Raw genomic sequence first — 22,467 nt, 5'->3', positions numbered from 1 at the left:
CCTGCTGAGGCGCCCGGGGCATGCCTGCCGGGGCGCCTGGCGAAAGTGGTCCGCTCGACGCGCGGGACGGCGAAACCATCCTTATGGTCATTACATATGACACACACTTTCGACGAACTGGTGGAGAAGCAGCGCGCGGCCGACCAGGCCCACACCCGGGTCGAGGAGCTGCGCGCCTCCTACGGGCCGCCGACGCACCAGGGCGGCTGGAGCGGACAGCAGTCCGACACCTACGAGACCGCGTGGCGGGCGTGGCGCGATCTGGCCCGTGAGGTCCAGTCCACGGTGGCCGAGTACGCGAAGGACGAGGGCAGGCCGCGCGACACCGTCGAGTCCGAGGTCAGGCAGGCCGTCAGACACTCGCGGCCCGAGGTGTGAGCCGTCCCGTCAGCCGGTGGTGTCCGCCACCGGGAACGGCACGAACGTACTGGTGTTCTGGTCGATCCGCAGCGGGTGCCCCAGCGCGGGGGCGGCCCGCTGCGGGCAGTCGCGGCGCTCGCAGACCCGGCAGCCCATCCCGATCGGGGTGGCCGCCGAGCCGCTGGTGAGGTCGAGTCCGTCGGAGTAGACGACCCGGTGCGCGTGGCGCAGTTCGCAGCCGAGGCCGATGGCGAACGTCTTGCCCGGCTCGCCCCAGCCGCCGCGGTGCCGGGTGATCGCCCGCGCCGTCCACAGGTACCGGGCGCCGTCCGGCATCTCGGCGATCTGCACATGGATGCGGCCCGGCGCGGCGAACGCCTCGTACACGTTCCACAGCGGGCAGGTGCCGCCCGCCCGGGAGAAGTGGAAACCGGTCGCCGACTGCCGTTTCGACAGGTTCCCGGCCCGGTCGACGCGCACGAAGGAGAACGGCACCCCGCGCAGCCGGGGGCGCTGGAGGGTGCTCAGCCGGTGGCAGACGGTCTCGTGGCCGAGGCCGAAGCGGTCGGTGAGCCGCTCGATGTCGTAGCGCACCGTCTCGGCCGCCTCGTGGAAGGCCCGGTACGGCAGGATCAGGGCCGCCGCGAAGTAGTGCGCGACGCCGATCCGGGCCAGCGCGTGGGCGGGCGAGCCCGGCGCGAAGTCCTCGGCGGCCCTGCGGTCGAGTTCGTCGCCGAACTCCAGCAGCACGAGCTGGGTGGCCATCCGGAACGCCCGCTGCCCCGGGCGCAGCCTGGCCGAGACATGCAGGGTGCGGGTGGGCTCGTCGTAGTGGTGGAGGCGGTCGTCGCCGCCGACGCGCACCCGGACCCCGTGCCGGTCGGCCAGCCGGGCGGCGAGCGCGGGGACGACCTCGCCGGGGCGGATGCCGACCGCCGCCGCCAGAGCCTCCGCCGCGACGTCGGTGTCGTGCAGGTAGTTCTGCCTCCGGTAGAAGAAGTCCCGGATCTCCTCGTGCGGCGAGCGGGGCTCCTCGGTGTCGGGGTCGGTCCCCCGGCCGTCGGTGGCGGCGGTGAGGCGTTCGACGAGCCGGGCGTTGCGCCGCCCGAGGTCCAGCAGCACCCGGGCCACCTCGGGCATCTTCCCTGCCAGTTCACCGAGGTCGGCGGCGGAGAGCCGGGAGGCGGCCGGCTCACCGGCGAGCGCCTCGCGCAGGTCAGCCACCAGACGGCTGGTGTCGCGCTCGGAGAAGAAGCCGGGGTCGACACCGAACGCCTCGGTCAGCCGCAGCAGGACCGGCACGGTCAGCGGACGGGAGTCGTGCTCCATCTGGTTGAGATAGCTGGGCGAGATGGCCAGCACCCGGGCCAACTCGGCCTGGCTGATGCCGCGTTCCTCGCGCAGCCGCCGCAGCCGCGCGCCCGCGTAGGTCTTGGTCACTCCGTGGCCCTCCGTGGCCCTGGGCGGCCGCTCCCCCGGTGCGCCGCCTGTCCGCCCTGATCTCTCCGCCCACGCCCGTCCTTGGTGAACTCCCCGCCGTGGCAGACCATTTGTGAACGGTCGGCCGCCCGTCGCCACCTGTCCCCGCGTGCTGTGCGATGTCCGGTCCGCTGCGTGCTGCGCGATGTCCGCTGAGTGCCGTGCGCTGTCCGCTGTGCGCCACAGTACGCGTCCCCCAACGACCCTCGCCCTTGGCAGAGTTGGCAGAACGCCGGGCGAAGATACGCAGAACTTGGCAACCGTACCCGCTTGATGGCACTCAGTGCCAGTGCCATCGTTCTAGTGCGGCCCGCCGGACCCCGGCGACCAGCACCCGGTGCCGGGGCTCGATCCCCGCCCTGACGCCAGAGACCCCGGCACCGGCCAGGTCAGGTACCGGCAGCGTTGCTCACCTCCGCACCGAGGCGGAACGGCGGGCCGCGTCCCCGCAACGCGACACACAGTGCCACCCGATGGCCGCGAGGCCGGCGGGACCGGCATCCGGCACGGAACGAGGAGACGGTGACAGTCATGGCAGAAGCGAGGACTCAGGCGGCCGACGAGCTGACGCGACGCTGGGCCACCGACCCCAGGTGGCGGGGCGTGGAGCGCACCTACGGCGCGGCGGACGTGGTCCGGCTGGCCGGCAGCGTCCGCGAGGAGCACACCCTGGCCAGGCGCGGCGCCGAGCGCCTCTGGCGCCAACTGCGCGAGGGGGACTACGTGCACGCCCTCGGCGCGCTCACCGGCGGCCAGGCCGTGCAGCAGGTGCGGGCCGGGCTCCAGGCCATCTACCTCTCCGGCTGGCAGGTCGCCGCCGACGCCAATCAGGCCGGGCACACCTACCCCGACCAGAGCCTCTACCCGGTCAACTCCGTTCCCCAGGTGGTCCGTCGGATCAACAACGCGCTGCTGCGCGCCGACCAGATCGCCACCGCCGAGGACGCGGGCGACACCGTCGACTGGCTGGCGCCGATCGTGGCCGACGCGGAGGCCGGGTTCGGCGGCCCGCTCAACGCGTTCGAACTGACCAAGGCGATGATCGAGGCGGGCGCGGCCGGCATCCACTACGAGGACCAGCTCGCCTCCGAGAAGAAGTGCGGCCACCTCGGCGGCAAGGTCCTGGTCCCGACCTCGCAGCACATCCGCACCCTCAACGCGGCCCGCCTCGCGGCCGACATCGCGGATGTCCCGACGCTGATCGTCGCCCGCACCGACGCCCTCGCGGCCACCCTGCTGACCAGCGACGTCGACGAGCGGGACGCCGAGTTCGTGACCGGGGAGCGGACCGCCGAGGGCTTCTACCGGGTGCGTAACGGCATGGCGCCGGTCATCGCCCGCGGCCTCGCCTACGCGCCCTACGCCGACCTGCTGTGGATGGAGACCGGCACGCCCGACCTGGCGCAGGCCCGGGAGTTCGCCGAGGCGGTGCACGCGCGCCACCCGGACCAGATGCTCGCCTACAACTGCTCACCCTCGTTCAACTGGAAGGCCGCGCTGGACGACGACCAGATCGCCAAGTTCCAGCGGGAGTTGGGCGCGATGGGCTACCGCTTCCAGTTCATCACGCTGGCCGGCTTCCACTCCCTCAACCACGGCATGTTCGACCTGGCGCGCGGCTACGCCGAGCACGGCATGACCGCGTATGTCGACCTCCAGGAGCGGGAGTTCGCCGCGCAGGAGCACGGCTTCACCGCCGTCCGCCACCAACGGGAGGTCGGGACCGGCTACTTCGACCTGGTCTCCACCGCCGTCAACCCCGCGTCGTCGACCACGGCCCTGGCCGGTTCCACCGAGGCCGAGCAGTTCCACTAGGAGAGGTCCGGCCCGGCCCCGCCGAGAAGTCCCACCAGGAGAGGGTCCGGTCCGTCCCCGGTTCCGCCGAGGCCGAGCGGTTCCACCAGGAGAGGTCCGGCCCGTCGTGCGAGCGGCGGGCACGGTCGGCAGGTGGCGTGTCCCGGTCCTGCGGGCGGGCGCGTCCCGGAGGTCCTTACCCGCCCGCCCGTCTTCCGCGCAGGAGAAACCGATGTCCCTCACCGCACTGCCCCACCCCGTCCACGACACCGCGCCGGACAGCCGTGTCGCGGTCCTGGCGTCCCCGGGCGAGCGGCACGACGAGATCGTCACGCCCGCCGCCCTCGACTTCGTCGGACGGCTGGCCGCCGAGTTCGGCGAACGCCGGCGGGATCTGCTGAAGGAGCGGCGCCGGCAGGCCATGCGGCTGGCCGGCGGCTCCCCGCTGGACTTCCCGATGGTCACCTCCGCCGTCCGCGCCGACCCCCGCTGGCGGGTCGCACCGCCCGCGCCGGGGCTCGTCGACCGCCGGGTGGAGATCACCGCGCCACCCCGGCGCCCGGAGGCCGTCGAGGCGTTGCGCTCCGGCGCCCAGGTGTGGATCGCGGACTTCTCCGACGCGACCTCGCCCACCTGGGAGAACGTCATCGGCGGCCAGCTGACGCTGCGCGATGTCGTCGAGGGGCGCGTCGACGCCGCGCCCGCCGGGGGCGGACGGCCCGCCACCGTCGTCGTCCGGCCGCGCGGCTGGCACCTCGACGAGGAACACCTGGCGTACGAGGACCGCCCGGTGCCCGCCGCGCTCGTCGACTTCGGGCTGTACTTCTTCCACTGCGCCCAGCCGCTGATCGACGCCGGGTACGGTCCTTACTTCTCCCTCCCGAAGCTGGAGAACCGGTACGAGGCCCGGCTCTGGAACGACGTCTTCGACACCGCGCAGGGCCTGCTGGGCATCCCGCGGGGCACGGTCAGGGCGTGCGTGCCCATCGAGACGGTCACGGCCGCCTTCGAGATGGAGGAGATCCTCCACGAACTGCGTACCCACAGCTCCGGACTCGGTATCGGCCACGAGGAGTATCTGACCTCCCTGATCAGGACGTTCGGCCACCGCAGCGACTTCCTGCTGCCCGACCGCGCGAGAATCCCAGCCACCGCCTCCTTCCTGCACGCCCGCGCCGAACTCGTGGTGCGCGTCTGCCACCGGCGCGGCGCGCACGCCGTCGGCGCCGTCTCCGCTCGGGTGCCGGAAGCGGACCGGGCCGCCCGCGCGGCGACGGTGGCCGCCGTCCGGCTGGAGAAGGAACGGGAGGCCGAGAACGGCTTCGACGGCTCCCGGGTCACCCACCCGGCCCTGGTGCCGGTCTGCCGGGCCGCCTTCGACGAGGTGCTCGGCGCCCGCCCGCACCAACTCGACCGGAGCCGGGACGACATCGAGGTCACCGCCGCCCATCTGCTGTCGGTGCGCAGGATCGCCGGACCGCCCACCCCGCAGGGTGTGCGCGCCGAAGTCGCCGTCGCACTGCGGTACTTCGCGGCCTGGCAGGCGGGCCACGGCACGGTGACAATGGCCGGCCGGACGGCGGACGCGGCGACCGCCGAACTGGCCCGCACCCGGATCAGGCAGTGGCTGCGGCACCGGGTGCTCGACCGGGAGACGGTCCTCGCCCTCGTCGACGAGGAGGCCGCCGCGCTCGCCGCCGACTCCCCGACGGCACCGGTCACCGAGGCACGGGCCCTGCTGGAACGCACGGCGCTGACGTCCGAGTCGCCCCTCTGCTTCACACCGGACGCCTATACCCGCCACCTGGTCAGCGTGCCGGTCGCCTCTGGGTGAGCGCGGGAGCGTCCCGGGGGTCGTGGTGGAGGGACGGGCGGGTCGCGCCGGGACGAGTGGTCGTGCCGGGAGCGGTGGTCGTGCCGAAGGCAGGCCGCCGCGGTGAGGCGCCAGGTACAGGACCCAACCTGTCCTGTACCTGGCGAAGACTCCTGCTGTCAGCGGCCGCACGGGCCGCTCACCTGTAAGGGGTCTTCGCGTGTTCTCCGTCCTCGCCGACATCAACTGGGCCGCCCTCGCGATCGCGGTGGTCGCGTCGTTCCTGATCGCCGGTGTCTGGTTCGCCGTCGTGATCGCCAAGCCGTACGCCGTCGCCCTCGGGCGGGCGGGCGCGCCGGCTCCGGCATCGACGCCTGTCACCGTGCTCGGCCCGCTGCTGTGCACCCTCGCCACCGTGCTGACCAGCGCCGTTCTCGTCGAGGCGCTGGACATCACCGGCATCGGCGACGCCGTCGTCTTCGGGCTGGTCGTCGGGGTCGGCTACCTCGGCGCGATGACCTTCCAGATCGCCATCAACCCGAACTTCCCGCGCCCGCTCTACTACGGCGTCCTCAACGCCCCGTACTTCGTGATCACCAGCGTGCTCAGCAGCGTCGTGCTGGTGGCCATGCGGTAGGCGACGGCGGTCTTGGCCCCGCTGATTCGGAACCGGCCGGATGGGCACTCGGCCCGGCATGATCCAGAGCATCGTGCGTGGTGGCATGGCCGGCGCGGCCGGCACGACCGTACTGAACGCGGTGACCTACGCCGACATGGCCTGGCGGGGAAGACCCTCCAGCGACGCGCCGGCGCAGGTCGTGGAGCAGATCGCCAGGGACATCGGATACCCCGTGCCGGACCCGGAGGGCAACCTCGACAACCGGCTCTCCGGTCTCGGCGCCCTCTCTGGCATCGCCGTCGGCTGCGGCACGGGGATGGCCGTCTCCGTGCTGCGCCGGGCGGGCGCGCGGATGCCGTGGTGGCTTGGCGGTCTGGCGACCGGCGTGCTGGCCATGGCCGCCACCGACCTGCCGATGGCACGCCTCGGGGTGAGCGACCCGAGGACCTGGTCGGCGAAGGACTGGACGTCGGACGTCGTACCGCATCTGCTGTACGGGCTGGTCACGTACGGGATCGTCACGGCGTCGGAGCGTCGGAGCGTTCTCGGTGAGGGTGGCGCGGCGTGAGGCGCGGGACCACTGCCGTGAGGGTGGGGCGGCGTGAGGTGCCAGACCACTGCCGTGAGGGCGGGGACACCGGCCGTACGGGCGACGCGTCGGCCGTGAGGGCCGTGGCCGCCTTGCGGATCGGGCGCCGGCTCCGACGCCGTCGCGCTTGAGTCGGTCGACGCGGGTGCCGGGCGTCGAGGCGGGACGGCGGGCCCGGAAACCGGCGTGCCCGGACACCGGCGTGCACGCGGGCACGGGACGCGCGCACGGTGCTTCCCGCTCCCGTCGCCCTTCACTCCCCCGGGCCGCGTGGGTCACCTCACCATCCGTATCGTGGACGGCGCGCACCGCGCCGGGGACCGGGCGTCTAGGCTGGTCCACGCAGCTGGTTCGCCCCGTCCGCCAGGCGGGATGCGTCGCAAGAGGGAACCCGGTGGGAATCCGGGACTGCCCCGCAGCGGTGAGCGGGAACGACCGCCGTCATACGCACTGGGCCCGCCCGGGTCTGGGAAGCGACGGCCAGTAGGTGTCCTCCTTCGAGAGGGCGTGCCCGTGAGTCCGAAGACCTGCCACTGCCCGTGCGTGACGACTCGCGCGCGGACATTCCGGTGACCTCGTGGGCGGGTCGGCGCGCATACCGAACGGACGACAGCGCTGTGCCGCGCGAGGTCGGAGCCGTCCGGTGAGCCACCCTTCGCGTCCGCGTCCCGTCGCCGGGATCTCAGGGATTCATCTCGCGAAGGAGATCTCCGTGACCACCAAGCCCGCAGCCGCGGCAGCACGGGCCACCGTGTACGGCTACCCCCGCCAGGGACAGGACCGGGAACTCAAGAAGGCGATCGAGGGCTACTGGAAGGGCCGCGTCGACGCCGACGCCCTCCGGGCCACCGCCGCCGATCTGCGCCGTACCAACTGGCACCAGCTCGCCGAGGCGGGCATCGACGAGGTCCCCACGGGTGACTTCTCGTACTACGACCACGTCCTGGACACCACCGTCATGGTCGGCGCGATCCCCGAACGGCACCGGGAGGCCGTCGCCGCAGATCCGCTGGCCGGCTACTTCGCGATGGCGCGCGGCACCCAGGAGGTCGCGCCGCTGGAGATGACGAAGTGGTTCGACACCAACTACCACTACCTGGTGCCCGAGTTGGGCCCGGAGACCGAGTTCGTCGCCGACTCGGCCAAGCAGGTGGCGGAGTTGCGGGAGGCGCTCGCGCTGGGCCTGACGGCCCGTCCGGTGCTGGTCGGCCCGGTCACCTATCTGCTGCTGGCCAAGCCGGCGCCCGGGGTGGCCGCCGACTTCGAGCCGCTCACCCTGCTCGACCGGCTGCTGCCGGTGTACGCGCAGGTCCTCGCCGACCTGCGCGCGGCCGGCGCCGAGTGGGTGCAGGTCGACGAGCCCGCCCTGGTCCAGGACCGCACCCCGGCCGAGCTGAACGCCGCCGGCCGCGCCTACCGCGACCTCGGTTGCCTCACCGACCGGCCGAAGCTGCTGGTGGCGTCCTACTTCGACCGGCTCGGCGACGCCCTGCCCGTCCTCGCCAAAGCGCGCGTCGAGGGCCTCGCGCTGGACTTCACGGATGCCGCCGCCGGCAACCTCGACGCGCTCGCCGCCGTCGGCGGACTGCCCGGCAAGCGGCTGGTCGCCGGTGTCGTGAGCGGCCGCAACATCTGGGTCAACGACCTCGGCGCCTCCCTGGCCACGCTCGGCACCCTGCTGGGCCTGGCCGACCGGGTCGACGTCGCGGCGTCCTGCTCGCTGCTGCACGTGCCGCTGGACGCGTCGGTCGAGCGGGACATCGAGCCGCAGATCCTGCGCTGGCTGGCGTTCGCCCGGCAGAAGACCGCCGAGGTCGTCACCCTCGCCAGGGGGCTCAGGCACGGCACCGACGCCGTCTCCGCCGAACTCGCCGCGAACCGCGCCGACCTGGCGTCCCGCGCGACGTCCCCGATCACCCGCGATCCGGCGGTGCGGGCACGGGCCGCGGCCGTCACCGACGCCGACGCGCGCCGCTCGCAGACCTACCCCGAGCGGACCGCCGCCCAGCGCGCCCACCTCGGACTGCCGCTGCTGCCGACGACGACCATCGGATCGTTCCCGCAGACCGGCGAACTGCGCACCGCGCGCGCCGCGTTGCGGGCCGGGCGGATCGACACGGCGGGTTACGAGGAGCGCGTCAAGGCGGAGATCCAGGAGGTCGTCTCCTTCCAGGAGAAGACCGGCATCGACGTCCTCGTGCACGGCGAGCCCGAACGCAACGACATGGTGCAGTACTTCGCCGAACAGCTGACCGGCTACCTCGCCACCCGGCACGGCTGGGTGCAGTCGTACGGCACCCGTTACGTCCGCCCGCCGGTGCTGGCCGGCGACATCTCACGGCCCGAGCCGATGACGGTGCGCTGGACGACGTACGCGCAGTCGCTCACCGACCGCCCGGTCAAGGGCATGCTGACCGGGCCCGTCACCATGCTCGCCTGGTCCTTCGTCCGCGACGACCAGCCGCTCGGCGAGACGGCCCGCCAGGTCGCCCTCGCCCTGCGCGACGAGGTGAACGACCTGGAGGCGGCCGGGACTTCGGTCATCCAGGTCGACGAGCCCGCCCTGCGCGAGACGCTGCCGCTGCGCGCCGCCGACCGCCCGGGGTACCTGGCCTGGGCGACGGAGGCGTTCCGCCTCACCACGGCCGGGGTCCGCCCGGACACCCAGATCCACACCCACATGTGCTACGCGGAGTTCGGCGACATCGTCCAGGCCATCGACGACCTCGACGCGGACGTCATCAGCCTGGAGGCGGCCCGCTCCCACATGCAGGTGGCCCGCGAACTGGCCGCCCACGGCTACCCGCGCGAGGCGGGACCCGGCGTGTACGACATCCACTCGCCCCGGGTCCCGAGCACGGAGGAAGCCGCCCAACTCCTGCGCACGGGCCTCGCGGCGATCCCCGCCAAACGCCTCTGGGTCAACCCGGACTGCGGCCTGAAGACCCGCGGCTGGCCGGAGACGAGGTCGTCCCTGGAGAACCTGGTCACGGCGGCGCGGAGGGTACGGGCGGAACTGCTGGCGTAGGGGTGGGGGCGGGGGCGGGGCGGTGACGCCCCGTTCCCGGCCCTCCGCTCCGGCCGCCCGAGCGATACGGGCGGCCGGAGTCACGGCTGACGCTCCGTCACCTACGGGGTGTCACGCACTCGCGCAACAGCGGTTCGAGGCGCAGGTGGACGCCCTCGCGATCGAAGACCTGGAGGGCGTCGAGGCAGTTGACGACCCACCGTGCCTCGTCCTCGTCCTCGATCTTCAGCGCCACCGCGGTCACCGCGCCCTCCACATCGAACGCGGCGTCCTTGAACTCGTCGTCGAGGGCCCGGTACCCGGCGGCAAGCTGGGGGTTCGCGTACACACCGGTCGCCTCAGCGAACGCACCGGCCTCCGAGCGGTTCACCCGGAGGCCCGCGAGTCGGCGCAACACCTCATCGGGGTCTCCCAGTTCGGTGTGCAGGCCATGCGCCCGGCTCACCAGGAGCGGCCAGCCCCCGGTCAACTCGTGGAGGCGGTCGAGACGGCCCTCCGTGGGAAACATGTCGACCCGCTGAGCCCAGCCGCGCAGGCTGCGGCGGTCGTGACGGCGCAGCACGACCGGAGCGGCCGAGGTGGGCTCGGTCCCCGTCAGCAGGCTGTGCCACAGCTCCAGTTGGGTGGTGTCGGTGATGAGGACGACGGCGCGAGTGACCCCAGGGGTGGCGGGGAGCAGCGTCTCCGCCAGGTCGACGGCCTCTCGGCAGGTCTCGGGCCGCACCGGATCGCGGTAGTTGGCGAAGTCACTGATGACGACGCGCCGTTCACGAGGACGTCCGCCGGTGAGCTCCTGCTTGTAGACACTGGGCTTGCCGACAGGCGGCAGCGTCCAGCCGTCGATCTGCCCGGCGATCGTACGCAAGGTCCTGGCGACGTCGGTGACTCCGGTGGCGGACGTGCCGAGGACGACCCTGGTCCGGCTGGACCGCTCCCCGAGCAGGTCGTCGAGCTGTGTGTTGGTCAGCGGAGCCGGCTGTCCGTCGGGCAGCTCGGGGCGGCCCTCCTGCACGATGCTCTCCTGGAGTCTGCAGTCCTGTTCGGCCCTGAGCAGGCGAGCCTCCACCTCGTGGGAGGTACCGATCATGCGCAGGGCGTTCGGGCCGCGCAGATGCCAGCCCAGTCCGTCGTGGTTGGGCGCGAGGATACCGAGACCGACCATCTCGGAGAGGTAGGCGCGGAAGCCCTCGGTGTCGAGCTGCTCGAACCCCTCGCGCCAGTACGTCTCGCACTCCTCGCGCAGCTCGGTGTCGCTCAGCCGCACCTCGAGGCCGTGGTGGCGGGCGTGGTACGCCAGCACGTTGGCGATCACGTCGTAGCGGTGGTCGAGGCTCAGCGTGTCCTTGAAGGCCGCCGAGATGCCGGCTCTCAGGGCAGCGTCCGACTCCACGACCTCGATGTCGGTCACCTCCACCTCGTAGCTGGGTCCCTCCGCTCCGCGCCGGGCCCGCTTGCGGTGCATCAGCTCGACCAAGCGGTGCCCGAACATCTGGAGCAGGAAGGGCTGGTAGGAGCAGTAGCCGAGCACGCGGTTGACGAGATCCAGGTCCTTGAACTCGAAGCCGAGCGCCCGCATGGGCTCGACCAGCAGCTCGGCCGCGGACTGCGGAGCCAGCGGGCCGATCACCTTCGGGGTCTGTGCCAGGTGACCGAACGGCCCGTTGCTCGCGAGCTTGGAGAAGCGCTGCACGGAGTGCAGTCCGGCGAAGACGACCTTGGCGCGGTCCTTGGTGTCGGATCCGAGGCCCTTGAGCTTCTTGGTCTGGTCGAAGCGGGGGGCGTCCGCCTCGAAGAACTGGTCGCACTCGTCGAGCAGGATCAGCAGACGGCGGCGCGAGTCGCCGTCCAGCCAGGTCCGGATGCCGGTGCGGACCCGCTCGGAGATCTCCAGCCGTTTCCTGCGCGGCTGCTGCCGGTCGTCGAGTACGTGCGCCTCGGTCAGCTCCCGCTCCAGGACGCTCCACAGCGCCTCCGGCCCGAACGAGCTGCCCTTGCCGATGTTCTCCTGGTCGAGGTTGACGTACACCGCCTGGTGATAGCCGGGGCGTTGCTCCGTGAACCGCTCCCCCGCGTCGGCGAGCAGCGCCGACTTGCCGAGTCCCCGGCCACCGTAGATGACCTGGGTGCCGCGCGGGTCGAGGATGCTCTTGCGTTCGGCGTCACGCCCGTAGAACATCTCACCGCCGATCCGGCCGCGCTTCTCTCTGATGTACGGGTTGACGCCCGAGAAGGGCAGCAGTGTCTGCGTGGCGGTGCTGACCTGGCGGTTGCCGCGGGCGGCGAGATAGGCGAGGGCCGCGTCGTCCACGACCAGCAGCGGCTGCAACCGGCCCGAACCGACGGCGAGTTCGACGCGGGCCTCACGGCTCAGCGTGCCGAAGTAGACGACGAGGAGACTCGCGTCGCTGGTGTCGCGCTCCGCCCAGCTCATGACGACCTTGGCCGGGGGTCTGCCCCAGACCATCATGACCCGCAGGTTGCCGCCCTGCTCCCGGATCTCCGAACCGAACGCGGGCGCCTTCGCCCTGCCGTTGATCTCCACTCCGGTTGCCTCGAAGAGACGGTACTCACGACGGTGCTGGGACCGGTCGTCGAGTGCCCTGGCGCTCTTCGCGTCATAGCCGAGGAGCTTGAGGAGCGGTGGCACCTGGCGGGTCGGAGCGACCTGGAGTCGGTCCTTGCGCTCGGCGGCGCCCAGGGCGCGCCACTCCTCGAGGGCGTCGGCCGCGAGCGCCGCCTCGTCGGTGGACAGGGCTCCGTACTCGAGGACGGGGAGCGTCGGATGCTTGCCCCCGGACCTGACCAGGTCGACGAGGGCGCGGTCGATGCCTCCGGGCAGGCCGTCGGGCACCGCGGGGAAGAAGTCCGGCAGGTGGGACTCGCCTCCCTCGATCTCCGGGACGGGCTCACCGATCTCCAGGAAATAGACGAGGTCGGCCGCGGTGGCGAGGTCGTTCGTCTCCAGGCGCCGCAGGACCTGGGCTCGTTCGTCCGAGCCGGGTTCCAGGGCGTCGAGCCGGGCGCGGATGCGGTCGGCCGCCTGGCGTCGGAAGGCGGGCAGGTCACGTCGTACCGTGTCGAGCGCCCGACGCACGTCCAGCAGGTCGTGCAGGTCGGGGCTTTCGAGGCGGTCGTGGGCGTCGGCCAGCAGCTCCTGAAGGCCCAGATCCTGGTCCTCGGTCACGGCGCCGTCCGCCTGCGCGCGGTGCAGCTCGGCGAGGAGTTCGCCGTGTGTGCCGCGCAGCTGTGCGCGCCGGACGGCCTCGTGGTCGTCGATCCGGGTGTCCGTGGGCGGTTCGAACCCTCCGGTCCGAGCGGCGGGGAGCAGCCCCCACCCGGCCAGCTCGACGATGGTACGGGCCGAGGTGAAGGCGTCGCGGGAGAGCCGTTCGTCGAAGGCGTCCTGCCAGCTACGGTCGACCGCGGTGAGAAGCGCCTCGAGCGACGGCCGCTCGTCGAGGGTGTCGCACACCTTCAGGAGTTCCGCGTTCAGTACCCGTTCCGGGTCGACCTGGCCGCCGGAGCGTGAGGTCACGGTGTCACCTGCCAGCAGAGCGAACAGGTCCTCCATCGAGGCGTGCGCCGCCCAGGCCGCCGCGGCGGAGAAGGCGTCCGAGCGGCGGGCCAGCTGCTCCAGATCACCGAGCGCCGCCTCCCTGCCGTCCAGCAGGGACTGGCGCAGGGAGGAGATCTCCTTGGCCGCGCGATTGCCGTCGGAGCGGTCCGTGCGGGGAATTCTGTCGACCGTCAGGCACCACTCCTTGACGAGGTCGACGGCTCGCTCCACGAGATGCACCAGGTCCCGCCGTCCGGAGCCTTGCAGCGGCTTGCCGCTGGACGAGCGGTGCTTACGGTCCATCCGGTCGATCTCGGTGTTGATCTCCGTCAGCTTGGAGAGCCGTTCGGCCTGCTCACGCACCTGCCGCAGCGCGTTGCGCTGGTCGCCGACGACGGGCATGAGCAGCGATCCGAGCATCCCGTCCGCAGGGTCCCGCCAGCGCTTGGCGATCTCCGTGGCCCGCGCGAACCGCAGCCTCTGCGGCGCGAGCAGGGCACGGCTCTGATCGCGCAACTCGCGCAGCCGCAGCTCGCTCTCGGACGCGTCGGCGACCAGGGGCGACGCCATCATCAGGGCACCGCTGAGGGCACGGTCGGCGACGGCGGTCGCCGCCTCCCCCAGCCGGTCCGGGAGCCGGGGCACCAGCGCCTTGAGCTGAGCGCCGGCGGAGTGATCGCCGGTGATCAGTGCGGTACGCAGCAGGGCGGGCAGCATGAGGAGTTCACTGCCCTCGGTGTCCTGGCCCGCGTAACCGCCGTACTCCCGGAGCAGGTCCGCTGTCAGTCGGGCGCTCTGGCTGTCACCGGTGGTGAGCAGCTCGGCGGCACCCGCGAGACGGAGCGCCGCCACCTGCGGCTCGGGGTGACCGGCGGCCCTCGCCAGATGGTGAGCGAGCCCGAAGCGTCGAGCCGCGATCAGCTGCGCCAGGGCACGCACGGCCTCCGGCTCGTCGGTGCCGTCGTTTTCGGAGGGTGCCTCTTCCCGGGTGGGGGCGTCCTTCCTGGGACGGATCGGCGGCTCGGCCGGCGCGGGGACGGACCCGTCCGGGACCGGGCGGGATGCCGGGGCGCTGTCGGCAGCGGGCACGGCCCGTTCCTCCGTGACGAGGACCGGCTCAGGGGCCGCCGTGCCGGCGGGCTCGGCGGCTTCCTGTTCGCGGTCCTGGTGAGGCACGGCCTTCCCTGCGGAGAGGTAGGCGATCTCCTCCATCTCTTCGGCCGGTTGTTCGGCCTCGCTCGGCAAGGGCCTCTCGGCGTCGCGCTCGGTGCCGATGTCCGTCCCAGCCCCGGCCGGCCCGCCGTCGGGGACCTCCGGCTGAGGCAACGTCAGCTCGTGGGCCGTGAACACCGCCATGGTGCACCCGGGCAGCACCGGAACGACCTGGCCCTGCAGCGCCAGGATCTCCGCCGCCGCATCCGGGTGCCGCCCCAGCCTGATGAGCCGGGCCAGTGCGGCCAGAGCGACGCTCTCCTCCTGCTGCGACTGCTCCCACACCGGTGTGTTCAGCAGATTGCGGGCCACCTCCCGCACGGCCTCCGCGGCCGAGGCGGCCGGGGCGGAGCTTCCCGGACGGGAGGAGACACCCAGCAGTTCGCGCAGCGGCTCACGTGCCTGGAGGTCACGCTCCTGCTCCGCACGGTGCGCGCGTACGGCGCGCGTCACCTCGTCGAGGCGACGCGGCACACCCTCGATCCCCGCGTCGCGGAGCACCGCGTCGACACGGTCGAAGACAGCACCGAGGGCGGTCAGCGGAGCCAGGTCCTCGTCCGAGGGAGGACGGCCGTCCGTGACGGCACCGGTCACCTTCTCCAACGACCGCCGTGCTTGGGCCACGGCCGACTCCAGTTGCCGGCCGGCCGCCTCCGGGTCCGTCCCCTCGTCGGGCCGGTCGCGGGCGGACGTCGTGGTACCCGCGTCCGAGGTGCCTGGGGCGGGTACCGCACTCACGGGGTCGGCGGTGTCCGTGCCCGGCCGGTCGACGGCACCAGCGCTCACCGGCTCTGTGTCGCTGGTGAGCGGCGGCTCGTCGCCTTCGGGGGCTCCGAGGACGAAGTCCGGGTTCGCCTCCACGACCGACCGCGCCGCGGCGCCGACGGCGGCGAGCTGCCCGCTCTGCTCGCGGTCCGCCGACATGGTGAACCAGTCTTGGTCCGCGGCCCAGGCGAGAACGTGGGCGTCGGCGACGGACGCGTTGCACCACGCGAACACCGCGGCCCGGACGAGCGTCGTACCCCACCTGGTGACGGGGTCGGGAACCGGCTCGGCGCCCGCTCCGAAGACCAGGCCCCCCACCTGGTTCTTCACGGTGACGGTGAGCCCTTTGATCCCGCATGTGCAGGTGTGCTGCCGCGCCTCACGTCGAAGCCTGGCGAGTACGTCCTGGCACAGAGCGCTGCTCACCCGGCGAGGTGCCGCGATACGGATGCCCAGATTGCCGAGCAGCGCTTGTCGGTCCTTCGGCCGCAGGGAGTTGAAGGCGAGCTCCACCATGTCGACCGTGAGGTCGTTCAGGGCGGCGACGGCCGGGTGGTCCAAGGCGTTGAGCGCGTCGGCCAGGTCCGTGAGGCCCTGGGGCGAGGTGCTCGACCTGTTGCCCGCGACGACGTGGTAGCGGTCCTGCATGTACGCGTACTCCGTTTCGGTGGATGCTGGGAAGGAGACAGAGCAACGGCCCGGATCGGGGCCGTGCGGAAGGTCGCGGCGGCTCAGTGGCCGCGCGTGTGCTCGGTGACGAACGTGTATCCGTGGGGAAGCTCCCAGCCGTCCGCCTTGCCGAGCCTTCGGCAGTGCTCGCGAAAGGCCACGCGCTGCATGTCGCTGGGCGAGCAGCCGGGGCGCAGACGGCGCAGATGTCCGGGGACGAACTGGACGTCCCGCAGCACGTCATCCGCCGGTTCGGCGCCGCCCCAGGGACGTATCACGCGCGGGTGCGTGGGGCAGTAGCCGACGAGGGGAATGGTCGGCTGCCCTTCGCACGGCGGGAAATGCGGCTGCCCCCAGGCGTCCCGGCTGCCGAGGGCCGATGCGAGGAACCTCTCCGTGAGGAGTTCCTCGACGGCGGATTCCAGGGCGGCGGTCTGTGCGCGGGTCGGCTGGAACCCGTAGGCCGCGCTCGGCAGGGCCGCACGGTCCAGCAGGGCGTGGCCGTCGAGGGTGAGCAGGCCGCAACGGCGCACGGTGCGCACGACCAGTTCCCGGGGGCCGAGCCCTACGGCGGTGTCGCCATGGCGGTCGCTTCCCGGAGTGTCCTCCCTGATGAGCACCCGCGGGTCGTAGCAGTGCCCGGTCTCGCGGTCGCCGACCCGCACCGGTTCCTGGAGGCGTACGGTGGCAAGGCGGATCATCGGGCTGCCGTAGTGCCTGCGCAGCTCAAGCACCAGGCCGGGGAAGAAGTCACCGGGCCAGTCGATTCCGGTCAACCGGCCCGTTTCGTCGCCGAGTTCGACGGTCGCCTTCTGGACGGCTTCGCTCTCCTTCAACTCCGTGCCACGGTGGTCGAGTTCGAGCTGAAGCACGGGCCATGCCCCGTGAGACCCGCGGAGTTCCTCGACGACGTACGGGTGCAGGGGGAACCAGCCGTCGATGAGGTGAGCGAGCCGAAGGGGGGCCCGCCAGACGATCTCCCGCTCGTCGCTCCGCAGGAGATCGCCCGTGCCGAGCGAGGCGTCGTCGGCCAGTGGCTGATCGACCGGGTCCCGATCTGTTTCCGGTTCGGGCTCCGGCTCCGACGGCGCGGGGAGCGTGGACGTCCAGCCGCGTCCCGCCGCGGCCAGGGGGTCTCCGGGTGGTTCCGCGGCACCGGGATGGTGGGACCGCCACACCCCACCGCTCTCGAAGGCGTCATCGAGCGTGACCCGCGAGCCGTTCTCGAACAGGCCCTGGTCGCTCTCCCCTTGGACGACGTCGGCGAGCGCCAGGTTCGCCCGGCACACCGCCGCCGCGTACGCGACTCCCCTGAGCAGCTGTGTCGCTCCCGGGAACCCTCGAAGCCGCGGTCCGACGGCCGTGTAGACGGTGACCGGCTTGGTGAGACCGTGGCGCCGTTTCGGCGGTATGGCCACGCGTTCGACCGCCGAGGCAAGCGAGGTGAGGTCGTCGCCTCCCAGCGGCCCGGTGTCCCGCCAGCACTCCGCGAGCGAGGTCCGGGTCATCGCGTAGTCACCCCATGTACGCAGGGACGCGCTGGAGTTGAGCACTCCTCGCACCGTGTCGAGGAGACCGAGCAGCCCGGTCCGCAGGTCCTCGTCGTGCGTGCTGCCCACCAGCGCGGCGAGAGACACGGGAACGAACGGGCTGAGCAGCTGCTGCCGTGCCGTCGTCAGAAGGTGGTCCGCGTAGGCCGTCAGGTCGTCGCGTCGAGCCGCCTCCGGGGACGGATAGCGGACATCGACGACGACATGCCCGTCCTCGTTGAGCCAGCGCCGGCGCGTGCGCAGCCGGTGCAGCTGGGCCGATGAGAGGCTCAGGGCCGGGCCGAAGGCGTGGAGATCCGGGACCAGGAGTTCCCTTCGCCACGGTGCGGTGCCGTCGCCCGGCCGCCCCGGCCCCTCGGCGCCCGCGGGCGCCCCCGACACCCAGGCCGGTACCTCGACGCCGCCCTCAGCGGCCGCCTCCGGGTGGGCGCCCTCCCGATAGACGATCTCGGCGTACAGCGGTTCCGATCCCGTGGCGACACAGACCATCGCCCCGACCGGGAGCACCGGCGCGCACTCTCCGAAGGTGATCACGGGAAAGTCGTCGAGGCAGAGCGGGCTCGCGCCGTAGCCGTCGCCACCAAGGTCGTACCCGAAGTACAGGGCGTTGAAGGCGACCGTCGTATGCACGGGCGCCGACCGAGCCTCGACAACGGCTTCGAGATAGCGCCGCACCCGCTCCCGTGCCTCGACGGGCACGGCGTCATGACCTTTCGTCATGGCAGAGGTCAGCAGAACCTGGTCACCGTACGGATCAGGCACCCCCGCCCCGCCCCGGAGCGGCGATGCCGCGTCCGGTCCCCCTGGTTCGTCAACCGTTGCTGATACATACGGGTCCCCACCCATGACACCTCCGCCGCACGTCAAACCGCTGCGGTCCGACGTGCGGTAATTCACGCAGGGTATGCCGACCCGGAACATCCTGGAAGCACTTTCGTCACTTTGCGATGATCGTCAGTGACTCGGGTCGAGTTCAACCGCGCGGGAATCACACCGAGTTGAGGGGTGGGACTGCGATGGCCGGACCGACCCGTTCCGGGGACGCGTCGCTCGGCGACGAACCGTTCGATCAGGGCGCACCGCTGGCGGATCCCCGGCGCCTACCAGGGCAACGCCGCTTCCTGTCAGGGCAGTTCACCTCCCCACCGGCACCGCCCGCTCCCCCCGCCCGTCGTACGAGGCCAGCGGTCTGATCAGGGCGTTGTGGGTCAGTTGTTCCGTGATGTGGGCCGTCCAGCCCGTGATGCGGCTCATCACGAAGATCGGGGTGAAGGCCGGGGTGTCGAAGCCCATCAGGTGGTAGGCGAGGCCCGCCGGGTAGTCCAGGTTGGGGTGGAGGGACCTGCGGGTGAGCATCGCGTGGCGCAGGGCCGCGTGCAGGGTGGCCAGGCGGGTCGTCTCCGGGTCCGCCGCGCGGGACACCAGCCGGTCGAGCGCCTCCTGCATGATCGGGACCCGGGAGTCGCCGTGCTTGTAGACGCGGTGGCCGAAACCCATGACCGTGCGGCGTGACGCCAGGGCCTCGTCAAGCCAGGGTTCCACCGTCCGCGGGTCGCCGATCTCCTCCAGCATGCGCATCACCGCCTCGTTGGCGCCGCCGTGCAGCGGGCCCTTGAGGGCGCCGATCGCCGCGGTGACCGCGCTGTACAGGTCGGAGAGGGTGGAGGTGACCACCCGCGCGGTGAACGTCGAGGCGTTGAAGCTGTGTTCGGCGTACAGGACCAGGGAGATCTCGAAGCAGCGCACCACGTCCTGGTCGGGCACCGCGCCGAAGCACATGTGGAAGAAGTTCTCCGCGTAGGAGAGGCCGGGGTCCGGCGGGATCGGGGCGAGTCCGCGGCGGCGGCGCTGGTCGGCGGCGACCACCGTCGGCAGCTTCGCCAGCAGGTTCAGGGACTTGGCTCGGTGCGCGGCCGGGCTGCCGTCGTCCTCGGTGACGTCCTGCGCGCCGAAGAAGCTGACGGCGGTGCGCAGCACGTCCATCGGGTGGCAGGTCTCGGGCAGCCGGGCGAGCAGTTCGGTGGTGGTGCGGTCCAGGGGGCGCAGCGCGCGCTCGCGGGCCTGGAAGTCGGCGAGCTGTGCCGCGTCGGGGAGTTCGCCGTTCCAGAGCAGGTAGGAGACTTCCTCGAAGGAGCGTCGCGCGGCCAGTTCCTGGACCGGATAGCCGCGGTAGGTCAGGGAGTTGGTGTCCTGGACGACCGTGGAGATCTCGGTGGTGTCGACGACGACACCGGCCAGACCCCGGTGGATCGCGGGTGCGGTGGTGGACATCGGTGCCTCCGGTGCGTCAGGTGCCGGGCGGAAGGGTGAAGTCGAAGACGGCCGAGTCGAAGGCCGTGTACTCCTGGTAGCCGAGGAGTTCGTACAGGCGGGAGCGGGTCTGCATGCGGGGCAGCAGGGACTCCTGGGTGCCCTCGGCGGCGAGGGTGCGCAGGCCGTCCTCGACGGCGCCCATGGCGATCCGCAGCAGCGTGACCGGGTAGAGCGCGATGTTGTAGCCGAGGCTCTCCAGCGTCCGGGCGTCCAGCAGCGGGGACTTGCCGAACTCCGTCATGTTGGCGAGCAGCGGTACGTCGACGGCTTCGCGGAACGCCTCGTACTCGGCGGCGCCGGCGAGCGCCTCGGGGAAGATCGCGTCGGCGCCCGCGTCGACGTACGCCTTCGCCCGGTCGATCGCCGCGTCGAGGCCCTCGATCGAGCGGGCGTCGGTGCGGGCCATCAGGAGGAGGTCCGGGTCGCGGCGGGCGTCGACCGCTGCCCTGATCCGGCGGACCATCTCCTCGCGCGCGGTGACCGTCTTGCCGTCGAGGTGGCCGCAGCGCTTGGGGTTGACCTGGTCCTCCAGGTGCAGTCCCGCCACCCCCGCGTCCTCCAGGAGTTGGACGGTTCGGGCCGCGTTCATGGGCTCGCCGAACCCGGTGTCCGCGTCGACGAGGACGGGCAGGTCGGTCACCCGGGTCGTCTGCTGGGCGCGGGCGGCGATCTCGGTGGAGGTGGTGAGGCCGATGTCGGGGAGCCCGAGGTCGGCGGCGAGGACCGCTCCGGAGAGGTAGACGGCGTCGAACCCGGTGTCCTGGATCAGCCGTGCCGTGAGCGGGTTGATGGCGCCCGGCATCCTCAACAGCCGTCCGGAGGCGAGCTGTTCGCGGAAGGCGCGGCGGCGCTCGGCGGGCGTGGTGCGGGTGTGCTGCGGCATCAGAACAGGCCCTTCGGGAGCCGGGCGTCGTACGCGGCGACGGCGTCGGTGTCCACAACCGGGAAGAGTCCGTCGAGGCCGCCCGCAGGCAGGTCGGAGAGGTGCTCGGCGACGGCGAGGAACCGGTCCTGGTCGGCCGCGGTGACGATGCCCTCGGTCAGGGTGCGGAACTTGCCCGCGTAGGCGGGCCGGTCGAAGGGGCGGGCGCCGGCCGGGTGGGCGTCGGCGACGGCGAGTTCGTCCTCGACGACCGAGCCGTCGTCCAGGGTGACGACGGCCCGGCCGCCGAAGGCGCGGCGGTCCGGGTCGGGGTCGTGGTAGCGGCGGGTCCACTCCGGGTCCTCGACGGTCGAGATCCTGCGCCACAGCGCCACGGTCCGCGGGCGGCGGGCCCGCTCGGGCGCGTAGGACCGCTCGTGGTGCCAGGTGCCGTCCTCCAGGGCGACGGCGAGGATGTACGGCACCGAGTGGTCGAGGGTCTCGCGGCTGGCCGCCGGGTCGTACTTCTGCGGGTCGTTCGCGCCCGAGCCGATGACGTGGTGGGTGTGGTGGCTGGTGTGCAGCACGACCGAGCGCACCCGGTCGAGCGGTCCGGTCTTCTCCCGCAGCCGCCGCGCCAGGTCGATGACGGCCTGCGCCTGGTACTCGGCGGAGTGCTCCTTGGTGTAGGTGTCGAGGATCGCCCGGCGGGGCTCGCCGGGTTCCGGGAGCAGGACGGTGTAGTCGGACCTCGGGCCGTCCAGCATCCAGGCCAGGAACCCGTCCTCGCCCTCGTAGATCGGCGAGGGCGAGGTCTCGCCGCGCATCGCCCGGTCGACGGCCTCGATGGCGGCCTTGCCCGCGAAGGCCGGCGCGAACGCCTTCCAGCTGGAGATCTCGCCCTTGCGGGACTGCCGGGTGGCGGTCGTGGTGTGCACGGCCTGCTGCACCGCCTGGAACACCGTCTCGGTCGGCAGCCGCAGCAGCGCGCCGAGGCCGCAGGCGGTGGCCGCGCTGAGGTGCGCGACATGGTCGACGCGGTGTTCGTGCAGGCAGATCGCCTTCACCAGGGCGACGTGGATCTCGTACGCGGCGACGGTGGCGCGCAGCAGGTCGGCGCCGGTGCGGCCGGTGTGCTGGGCGACCGCGAGGAGCGGCGGGATGGAGTCGCCCGGGTGGGAGTAGTCGGCGGCGAGGTAGGTGTCGTGGAAGTCGAGTTCCCTGACGGCGGTGCCGTTCGCCCACGCGGCCCACTCCGGGGAGACCCGGGCGCGGGTGCCGAAGACGGCGGCGCCCGGGGTGCTCGCGCGGTGCGCGGTGGCCTGGGCGCGGGCCACCGCGACCGGGCGGCGCAGCAGCGAGGCGACGGCGACCGACGCGTTGTCGATGACCCGGTTGACGGCCATGGTGGCGCTGTCGGCGTCCAGTTCCTCGGTGGCGGTGGCCACGGACGCGAGCTTCCAGGCGAGCTGGTCCTCGCGCGGGAGGTGGTCGGCGCTGGGGTGGACGCGGACGTGGTGCTCGATCACGGGACTCCTCGCTGGGCGGGAACTGGGCCGGCGGGTGTCCGACCCTTTCCCGTCGTCGCCGCAGGGCGCCCGCGCGACGTCAGGCGCGTGCTCTCGGCGTGCCCTCCCCTGGCCCTCGTGCGGGACGGTCCGGGGTCGGTGCGGCGGGAGTGCGTACGTGGCGTCGTGCGGCAGACGGGAAGGGACAGACACCCCCCGGGGGGAGGCGGGGCGGCGGACTTCGGCTCGCGGAGCCGCCGTGCCCGTCCGCGCTGTGGATCTCCGTGCGGGCGGGCGCCGCGTCCCCTGGTGGTCGAGCCTGCCCCCTGTCCCGGCCCACTGCCACCCGT

Annotated in this window: 12 protein-coding genes and 1 riboswitch; of the genes, 6 read left to right on the top strand and 6 right to left on the bottom strand. The window is 72.4% G+C overall.

Going from position 1 to position 22,467, the window contains the following annotated elements; genetic code table 11:
* Positions 1-96: 96 nt before the first annotated feature.
* Complete coding sequence (locus DDJ31_RS36480) at positions 97-378, top strand: hypothetical protein (protein ID WP_127176145.1); 282 nt, start codon at positions 97-99, stop codon at positions 376-378.
* Positions 379-387: 9 nt separating this feature from the next.
* Here the strand turns inward: DDJ31_RS36480 and DDJ31_RS36475 are convergent, their stop codons facing one another.
* On the bottom strand, positions 388-1,800 hold the full coding sequence (locus DDJ31_RS36475) for a short-chain fatty acyl-CoA regulator family protein (protein WP_127176146.1): 1,413 nt from the start codon (positions 1,798-1,800) through the stop codon (positions 388-390).
* Between the two features lie 570 nt (positions 1,801-2,370).
* On the opposite strand from DDJ31_RS36475, the gene aceA reads away from it, so the two are divergent.
* The 5 genes from aceA to metE all read left to right on the top strand — a co-directional run bounded on the left by aceA (position 2,371) and on the right by metE (position 9,682).
* Positions 2,371-3,654 carry an isocitrate lyase gene (gene aceA / locus DDJ31_RS36470; RefSeq protein ID WP_127176147.1) on the top strand — a complete coding sequence of 428 codons (1,284 nt, stop codon included), beginning with the start codon at positions 2,371-2,373 and terminating at the stop codon, positions 3,652-3,654.
* A gap of 211 nt (positions 3,655-3,865) precedes the next feature.
* Complete coding sequence (locus DDJ31_RS36465) at positions 3,866-5,467, top strand: malate synthase (RefSeq protein ID WP_127176148.1); 1,602 nt, start codon at positions 3,866-3,868, stop codon at positions 5,465-5,467.
* A 199-nt stretch (positions 5,468-5,666) separates the two neighbouring features.
* On the top strand, positions 5,667-6,083 hold the full coding sequence (locus DDJ31_RS36460; protein ID WP_127176149.1) for a DUF1761 domain-containing protein: 417 nt from the start codon (positions 5,667-5,669) through the stop codon (positions 6,081-6,083).
* A 58-nt stretch (positions 6,084-6,141) separates the two neighbouring features.
* The gene (locus DDJ31_RS36455) at positions 6,142-6,633 is read left to right on the top strand and encodes a hypothetical protein (RefSeq protein ID WP_127176150.1); all 492 of its coding nucleotides are present in this window, start codon (positions 6,142-6,144) and stop codon (positions 6,631-6,633) included.
* 350 nt (positions 6,634-6,983) lie between these two features.
* A riboswitch (cobalamin riboswitch) is annotated at positions 6,984-7,203 on the top strand.
* A gap of 163 nt (positions 7,204-7,366) precedes the next feature.
* The gene (metE, locus tag DDJ31_RS36450) at positions 7,367-9,682 is read left to right on the top strand and encodes a 5-methyltetrahydropteroyltriglutamate--homocysteine S-methyltransferase (RefSeq protein ID WP_127176151.1); all 2,316 of its coding nucleotides are present in this window, start codon (positions 7,367-7,369) and stop codon (positions 9,680-9,682) included.
* A 97-nt stretch (positions 9,683-9,779) separates the two neighbouring features.
* Here the strand turns inward: metE and DDJ31_RS36445 are convergent, their stop codons facing one another.
* The 5 genes from DDJ31_RS36445 to DDJ31_RS36425 all read right to left on the bottom strand — a co-directional run bounded on the left by DDJ31_RS36445 (position 9,780) and on the right by DDJ31_RS36425 (position 22,138).
* The gene (locus DDJ31_RS36445) at positions 9,780-15,863 is read right to left on the bottom strand and encodes a hypothetical protein (RefSeq protein WP_127176152.1); all 6,084 of its coding nucleotides are present in this window, start codon (positions 15,861-15,863) and stop codon (positions 9,780-9,782) included.
* Positions 15,864-15,946: 83 nt separating this feature from the next.
* Positions 15,947-18,154 (bottom strand): hypothetical protein, encoded by a 2,208-nt coding sequence (locus DDJ31_RS36440; RefSeq protein WP_240677951.1) that lies wholly within the window; start codon positions 18,152-18,154, stop codon positions 15,947-15,949.
* A 414-nt stretch (positions 18,155-18,568) separates the two neighbouring features.
* Complete coding sequence (locus tag DDJ31_RS36435) at positions 18,569-19,705, bottom strand: bifunctional 2-methylcitrate synthase/citrate synthase (RefSeq protein WP_127176154.1); 1,137 nt, start codon at positions 19,703-19,705, stop codon at positions 18,569-18,571.
* Between the two features lie 16 nt (positions 19,706-19,721).
* A complete protein-coding gene (gene prpB, locus DDJ31_RS36430; protein WP_127176155.1) occupies positions 19,722-20,630 on the bottom strand; it encodes a methylisocitrate lyase in 909 nt (302 codons plus the stop codon).
* On the bottom strand, positions 20,630-22,138 hold the full coding sequence (locus DDJ31_RS36425) for an MmgE/PrpD family protein (protein WP_127176156.1): 1,509 nt from the start codon (positions 22,136-22,138) through the stop codon (positions 20,630-20,632). Before DDJ31_RS36425 ends, prpB begins: the two co-directional genes overlap by 1 nt.
* Between the last annotated feature and the right edge of the window lie 329 nt (positions 22,139-22,467).

The sequence above is a fragment of the Streptomyces griseoviridis genome, assembly GCF_005222485.1.
Classification (GTDB): domain Bacteria; phylum Actinomycetota; class Actinomycetes; order Streptomycetales; family Streptomycetaceae; genus Streptomyces; species Streptomyces hintoniae.
This window is presented reverse-complemented; position numbering and strand designations above follow the sequence as displayed.